This window comes from Xanthomonas sp. LMG 12461, assembly GCF_009192935.1.
GTDB lineage: Bacteria > Pseudomonadota > Gammaproteobacteria > Xanthomonadales > Xanthomonadaceae > Xanthomonas_A > Xanthomonas_A sontii.
In genome coordinates this window covers 43,957-50,755 of the sequence record NZ_NQYT01000067.1, presented here as the reverse complement: position 1 = coordinate 50,755, position 6,799 = coordinate 43,957, and the positions used below count along the sequence as shown (strand labels likewise).

Annotated in this window: 7 protein-coding genes; 6 read left to right on the top strand and 1 reads right to left on the bottom strand. The window is 69.8% G+C overall.

Going from position 1 to position 6,799, the window contains the following annotated elements; genetic code table 11:
* The 5 genes from CEK68_RS17200 to CEK68_RS17180 all read left to right on the top strand — a co-directional run.
* Positions 1-1,400, top strand: a 1,400-nt coding sequence (locus tag CEK68_RS17200; protein WP_226977938.1) for an MFS transporter, incomplete at its 5' end; no start/stop codon positions are given.
* 109 nt (positions 1,401-1,509) lie between these two features.
* Positions 1,510-2,439 (top strand): dihydrodipicolinate synthase family protein, encoded by a 930-nt coding sequence (locus CEK68_RS17195; protein ID WP_026144587.1) that lies wholly within the window; start codon positions 1,510-1,512, stop codon positions 2,437-2,439.
* 282 nt (positions 2,440-2,721) lie between these two features.
* On the top strand, positions 2,722-4,020 hold the full coding sequence (locus CEK68_RS17190; RefSeq protein WP_193314238.1) for a carbohydrate porin: 1,299 nt from the start codon (positions 2,722-2,724) through the stop codon (positions 4,018-4,020).
* A gap of 118 nt (positions 4,021-4,138) precedes the next feature.
* Entirely contained in the window at positions 4,139-5,128 is a 990-nt protein-coding gene (locus CEK68_RS17185; protein ID WP_152240111.1) for an MBL fold metallo-hydrolase, read from the top strand.
* Positions 5,129-5,319: 191 nt separating this feature from the next.
* Positions 5,320-5,559 (top strand): DUF1653 domain-containing protein, encoded by a 240-nt coding sequence (locus tag CEK68_RS17180; protein ID WP_152240110.1) that lies wholly within the window; start codon positions 5,320-5,322, stop codon positions 5,557-5,559.
* 34 nt (positions 5,560-5,593) lie between these two features.
* Here the strand turns inward: CEK68_RS17180 and CEK68_RS21070 are convergent, their stop codons facing one another.
* On the bottom strand, positions 5,594-5,749 hold the full coding sequence (locus CEK68_RS21070) for a hypothetical protein (protein WP_017910105.1): 156 nt from the start codon (positions 5,747-5,749) through the stop codon (positions 5,594-5,596).
* 423 nt (positions 5,750-6,172) lie between these two features.
* Here CEK68_RS21070 and CEK68_RS17175 point away from each other — a divergent pair, with 423 nt between their 5' ends.
* Positions 6,173-6,766, top strand: coding sequence for a TetR/AcrR family transcriptional regulator (locus CEK68_RS17175; protein ID WP_043094607.1), 594 nt, complete (start codon positions 6,173-6,175; stop codon positions 6,764-6,766).
* Positions 6,767-6,799: the final 33 nt, after the last annotated feature.

The window sequence follows — 6,799 nt, the reverse complement described above, 5'->3', positions numbered from 1 at the left end:
CCACAGCCCCTGCCCCCACCGCCAACGCCACCGCCCGCACCCCGTCCATCGCCGAGGCGCAGGCGGAGATCGGCGCACGCCTCGAACGCCTGCCGATCACCCGCAAGGTGTGGTGGGCACGCAACATCGTCGGCGCCGCCACGTTCTTCGACGGCTACACGGTGATCGCCATCGCCTACGCGATGCCGGTGCTGACCAAGGAATGGCAGCTGTCGCCGGCGCAGATCGGCACGATCCTGTCGGCCGGCTACCTGGGCCAACTGCTGGGCTCGGTGTTCTTCGGCTGGCTGGCCGAGCGCATCGGCCGGCTGCACGTGCTGCTGTTCACCATCCTGCTGTTCGTGTCGATGGACGTGGCCTGCCTGTTCGCCGGCAGCGCCGCGGCGATGATCGCGTTCCGCTTCGTCCAGGGCATCGGCACCGGCGGCGAGGTACCGGTGGCCAGCGCCTACATCAACGAACTCATCGGTTCGAAGAAGCGCGGCCGCTTCTTCCTGCTGTACGAGGTGATGTTCCTGCTCGGCCTGGTCGCCGCTGGCGGCATCGGCTACTTCCTGGTGCCGGCCTACGGCTGGAAAGCGATGTTCATGGTCGGGCTGATCCCGGCGGCGATCATGATTCCGCTGCGTTTCTTCATGTTCGAATCGCCGCGCTGGCTGGCCTCCAAGGGCCGCTACGCCAAGGCCGACGCGATCGTGGCCGAACTGGAGCGCAGCGCCGAGCGCCGCCATGGCCCGTTGCCGGCGCCGGTGTTCGACCGCAGCGCGCTGCCCAAGGCGCAGCGCTCGGACTGGCGCGAGCTGTTCGGCAGCGTCTATCGCAAGCGCACGCTGGTGATCTGGAGCCTGTGGTTCTGCTCCTACCTGGTGGCCAACGGCATCATCACCTGGCTGCCGACGCTGTACCGCACGCACTTCGGGCTGTCGCTGCAGCAGAGCATCGCCTATGGCTTCTTCACCTCGCTGGCCGGTGTCGCCGCCGCGGTGGTGTGCGCGCTGTCGATCGACAAGGTCGGGCGCAAGCGCTGGTACGGGCTGGCGTTCGCCGCCGGCGGGCTGCCGCTGCTGGCGCTGGCGGCGCTCGGCGGCACCTCGGCGCCGCAGGTGCTGGTGTTCGCGGCGCTCGGCTACGCCGCGGTGCAGACCATCACCTTCTCGCTGTACCTGTATTCGGCCGAGCTCTACCCCACCCGCATCCGCGCCATCGGCACCGGACTGGGCAGCGCCTGGCTGCGCCTGGGCTCGGCCTGCGGGCCGCTGCTGGTCGGCGCGGTCATCGCCGGACTCGGCATCCGCTACGTGTTCGCCGCCTTCGCTGCCGTGCTGCTGGCCGGCGCCGTCGTGACCTGGCGCTTCGCCCTGGAAACCAAGGGCAAATCGCTGGAGCAGCTGTCGCCCTGAGCGTATCGCCGGCACTGCCGCTGGCGCATCGCACAACACCTCCGCACCACCCCCGTCGGACCCCGCGTTCGATTCCATCCCCCGTTGATCCAAAGAAGAGGAAATGAGCATGAGCACCATCGACCTGAAAGGCCTGGTCCCCGCCCCGGTCACCCCGTTCACCCGCGACGGCGCCGTCGACTATCCCGCGATCAAGCGCATCGGCGCCTGGCTCGGCGGCATCGACGGGGTCAAGGGCCTGACCGTGCTCGGCCACGCCGGCGAAGGCACGTTCCTGGAGCGCGACGAACAGGCCAAGGTGATCACCGCCTTCCGCGACGCCGTCGACGGCCGCATCCCGATCATCGCCGGCATCACCCTGGAAGGCACCCGCGTCGCCGCCGACGAAGCCAAGCGCGCGGTCGCCGCCGGCGCCTCCGCCGGCCTGATCTATCCGTCGCACGGCTGGCTGCGCTTCGGCTACCAGAAGGGCGCGCCGCAGGACCGCTACAAGGCCATCCACGAGGCCAGCGGGCTGCCGATGATCCTGTTCCAGTACCCGGACGCGACCAAGGCCACCTACGACCTGGAGACGTTGCTGGAGATCGCCGCGCTGCCGGGCGTGGTCGCGATGAAGAACGGCGTGCGCAACATGAAGCGCTGGGACACCGAGATCCCGGTGTTCCGCAAGGAGCGCCCGCACGTGCCGGTGCTGACCTGCCACGACGAGTATCTGCTGCACACCATGTTCGACGTGGATGGCGCGCTGGTGGGCTACGGCTGCATCGCCCCGGAGCCGCTGCTGGAGATGATCGCCGCGGGCAAGGCCAAGGACTATGCCAAGGCGCGCGCACTGCACGACCGCCTGCTGCCGGTGACCAAGAGCGTCTATCACCGCGGCTCGCACATGGAAGGCTCGGTGGCGCTGAAGTGGGCGCTGGTCGCGCGCGGCCTGCTCGACCACGCCACGGTGCGTTCGCCGCTGCTGCCGCTGGCCGAGGGCGCCGACAAGGAGATCGCCGCGGCGATGGCCGCCGCCGGCCTTGGCAAGGTGGGCTGACCCGCACGGGTTGCCTCCAGCTCGATGGGCCGCGCAGTTGCGCGGCCCATCCGCTGCGGCGATGGCGTGCGCCTCGGCGCCGCGCAACGCGCTCCGGTCTGCCCTCGCGTTTCTTTGCCGGTCCCCCCACAGGTCTGCACACAGGCGTGCCCTTCTCCGACGGACGCGACGCCGTGCTGCGGCTCCACGACCGGAAGGTGTCTTCCCTTCGCGCACTGCCGCGTCGCCGCGCACCCACCGCGCACGTCCGGCGAGTGCTTCGTCTCGTCCGTGGAGCGTCCCATGTCCCGTTCTCTTTCCTGCGTCTCGTTGCTGGCGGCGGCCGCCGCCCTGCCGGCCTGCGCCATTGCCGCCGACACCACGCAATGGCTCGACGACCACGGCATCGCGCCGCGCCTGGTCTGGTCCAACGACTATGCGCGCAATGTCGACGGCGGCCTGTCGCGCGGCGACCGCAATGCCGGCGGCGTGATCGCCGGCGCGGACCTGGATCTGCAACGCCTGTTCGGCATTTCCGGTGCCACGCTGCACGCCACCGGCGCCTGGTACTACGGCGACAGCCTCTCGCAGCGGCAGATCGGCAACGGCGTCAAGGTGCAGGGCTATTGGTACCCGCAGCAGCAGGCGCAACTGGCGCAACTGACCTGGGAGCAGACCTTCGCCGACGGGCGCTGGCAACTGGTCGCCGGGCGCATGAACACCACCTGGCAATTCGCGCGCAGCCGCTACGGCTGCCGCTTCGTCAGCGCCTCGGACTGCCCGTTCCAGCTGAGCCAGGCCGATGGCGGCTTCGTCGGCTTTCCCTACGTGAACTGGGGCGCGAAGCTGCGCTACAAGCCCGAGGCCACCTATGTCTCGGTGGGTGCGTTCGAACTGAACCCGCAGCGCAAGAACAACCACGGCCTGGACTGGAGCACCGCCGACAGCACCGGCGTGCTGGGCACGCTCGAGGTCGGCTACGAACCCGATCCCGCACTGGGCAAGGGCGCACCGCGCTACCTCGCCGGCCTCTGGTACAACTCGGCCGACTACAGCGACCTGCGCTACAACCAGGCCGGGGGCTTGCGCGGGCTGGTCGGCGGCCCCGCGCGCCTGTACGACGGCGGGCGCTGGGGCGCCTACGCGCTCGGCGAACGCGCGCTGTACCGGCCGCAGGGCATGGCGAGCAAGCGCATGCTGGTCGCCTTCGGCAACATCGCCGCACCGTTCGACAAGCACCAGGTCTACGACCTGCAGGTCACCGCCGGCCTGTACTACAGCGGCCCGTTCGCGGCACGGCCCGGCGACGGCATGGGCGCGATCGCGCACTACTACCGCTTCAGTGCGGACCAGCAGGGCTACATGAACGACCTGCTGCGCAAGCGCGGCGCGGCCGCGGACATCGCGCGCAACGAACTCATGTTCGAACTCAACTACAGCTATCGCATCGCGCAGACGCCGCTGTTCCTGGTGCCGAACGTGCAGTACATCGTCCATCCCGACATCCTGGGCAATCCCGCGGCGCGCCGTGCGCCCGACGATGCGCTGGCGATCGGCTTGCGGGTGATGCTCAACATGGGTGGGCTGGGCACGCCGAAATGACACCGCGCGTGGCACGGGCCGGGACCGGTATCGCGGCAGCCGAGGCAGGCGCGCACGCACGCTTGCGCCGCTGCGGGTAACCTCCCCTTTCCCCATGCATCGCCTGGATCGCGCCTCAATGGCCAACCCCTACTACCGTGGCCCCGTCAGCGACCATTTCGATGGCGTGCGCTTCTTCAACCCCGGCCAGCCCACGATCGACAATGCGCTGAGCAAGGTCCTGCGCTGGAAGGCCGCCATGGGCGCGGTGCGCTGGCCTGCGCAGGTCCCGGTGACGCCGGCCATGCCTGCACCGCGGCACGACGGCCTGCGCATCACCATGGTCGGCCACGCCACGCTGTTGATCCAGGCCGGCGGCCTCAACCTGCTCACCGACCCGGTGTGGTCGCAGCGCGCCAGCCCTTCGCAGATCGCAGGGCCCAAGCGGGTAACGGCACCGGGCATCCGCTTCGCAGACCTGCCGCCCATCGATGCGGTGCTGCTGAGCCACAACCACTACGACCACTTCGACCTGGCGACCTTGCGCACGCTGCACGACGCGCACCAGCCGCTGTTCGTGATGCCGCTGGGCAACGACGTCCTGCTGCGCAAGCGCGTGCCCGATGCGCGCATCGCCACCGGCGACTGGCACGACCGGCTGCCGATCGGCGACACCGCGACGGCGACGCTGACCCGCGCCAACCATTGGTCCAGCCGCGGCATCGCCGACCGCAGGATGGCACTGTGGTCCGGCTTCTTCGTCGAGACCGCGCGGGGATCGGTGTGGTTCGCGGGAGACACCGGCTACGGCGATGGCGCCATCTTCCGCGAGATCCGCGACCGACACGGCGCGCCCGACGTGGCGTTGATCCCGATCGGCGCCTACGCGCCGCGCTGGTTCATGGCGCCACAGCACATCGACCCCACCGAAGCGGTGCGGATCTTCCGCGACACCGGCGCGCGGCGCGCGCTCGGCATCCACTGGGGCACCTTCCAGCTCACCGACGAAGGGCGTGATGAGCCGCGCGAAGCGCTGGCCGCCGCACTGCACCTGGCCGGCATCGCCGCAACGGACTTCGTCGCCGCCGAGCCGGGGCAGGCGTTCGACTTCGCCGATTTGGCGCCTTGACGTGCGCAGAAGTGAAGCCTGCGGGCGACAATGGACGCTGCTTCTTAAGGCCGGTTGCCTGAGTTTCCCCCGCAGGAGCGTTCCGTCGTCACGACGCGGCGAACCGCCGCGGTCGCGCAATTCGCCCTCGCGACGCAGAGAGCGCAGGTGCAGACGGCTACACTCGCGCTCCCGCCCACCAGGACACCGTCATGCGCGACCTCAGCCCACTGCCTTCCATCGCCCTCGGCCGCTACCGCCACTTCAAGGGCGGCGAATACGAGGTGCTGGGCATGGTCCGCAGCAGCGAAACGCTGGAACCGCTGGTGCTGTACCGGCCGCTGTACGGCGAAGGCACGCTGTGGGTGCGGCCGTATCCGATGTTCGTCGAGCAGGTGGAGATCGATGGCGTACGCCGCCCGCGCTTCGCGCCGATCGACGCGGACGCCTGAGCACGGCGCAGGCGACCGCGCCCGACGCGAGACGCTAGCGCTTGGCCGCGCTGTCCACGTCGCTCTTGGTCGCGGCGTGATCCTGTGCCGGGCGGTTGCGGTTCTTCTTGGCGCGCGTGACCAGATACAGCATCGCGGCGATGAGCAGGACGAACAGTCCGGCGACCCAGGGCATCAGCGTGGTGTCCATTCGACACTCCAATTCGGTTGCACAGCGGTCACCAGACCACACCCGCAGTGAAGGCCTTGGCTAGTGCGACGGTGAGGTCGGCGTCGTGCCGGTGCATCGCATGCGCACGATGGGCGGTTCCGTCGCGCAGTCCTGAGCCGCCGCGACGGCGCCCTTTACGACGGCCTTCGCGACAGGCACCAGCATCATTTGGGTTTGCGACCAGGCGCATTCCGCACGCCGCCGCGATCGCGCTGTCGATGCCTGAGAGGCCCTGGCCGAGACGTTCGCAGGACGGGCAAGCCACTCGAATCTCAGGCCTTCGGAGCGCACCGGCCGCCGTGCCGGCCAAGCCGCCCAGCGCACGCCGAACCGACCGGGACACATTGACATACGCACTGTACGCAAATAACGTACGCCACGTATGTGAATGAAGGCCCGCCCATGCACCAACGCCGCAGCCGCCGCGAGATGATCGAGACAACCCGCGCCAGCCTGCTGGCTGCGGCGCGGCAGGCGTTCGCCACGCACGGCTTCGCGCACACCTCGATGGACGTGTTGACCGCCGAGGCCGGTCTTACCCGTGGCGCGCTGTATCACCACTTCGGCAGCAAGGACGGCCTGCTGATCGCGGTCATCGAGCAGATCGAGGCCGAGGTGGGCCTGCGCCTGCAGGCGGTGTCCGACGCCGCGCCCACGCCGTGGGACGGTTTCCGCCGCCGCTGCCGCACCTACCTGGAACTGGCGCTGGAACCGGAGATCCGCCGGATCATCCTGCAGGACGCGCGCGCCGTGTTCGGCGACGTGCCGCCGGCGGCGCAGTCGGTGGGCATCGCCGCGCTGCAGGCGGCGCTGGAAGCCCTGATCGCCGCCGGCACGGTGGCGCCGCTGCATGCCGGGGTGATGGCACGCATGCTCTACGGCGCGATCACCGAGGCGGCGTTCTGGATCGCCGAGCCGGACGCCGACCTGCACGCACGGCTGGCCGACGCACTGGACGCCCTGGACCGGCTGCTCGACAGCCTGCGCACGCCCTGATTCCGCAGCACTCCCGCCTCGCCACTCGACCAG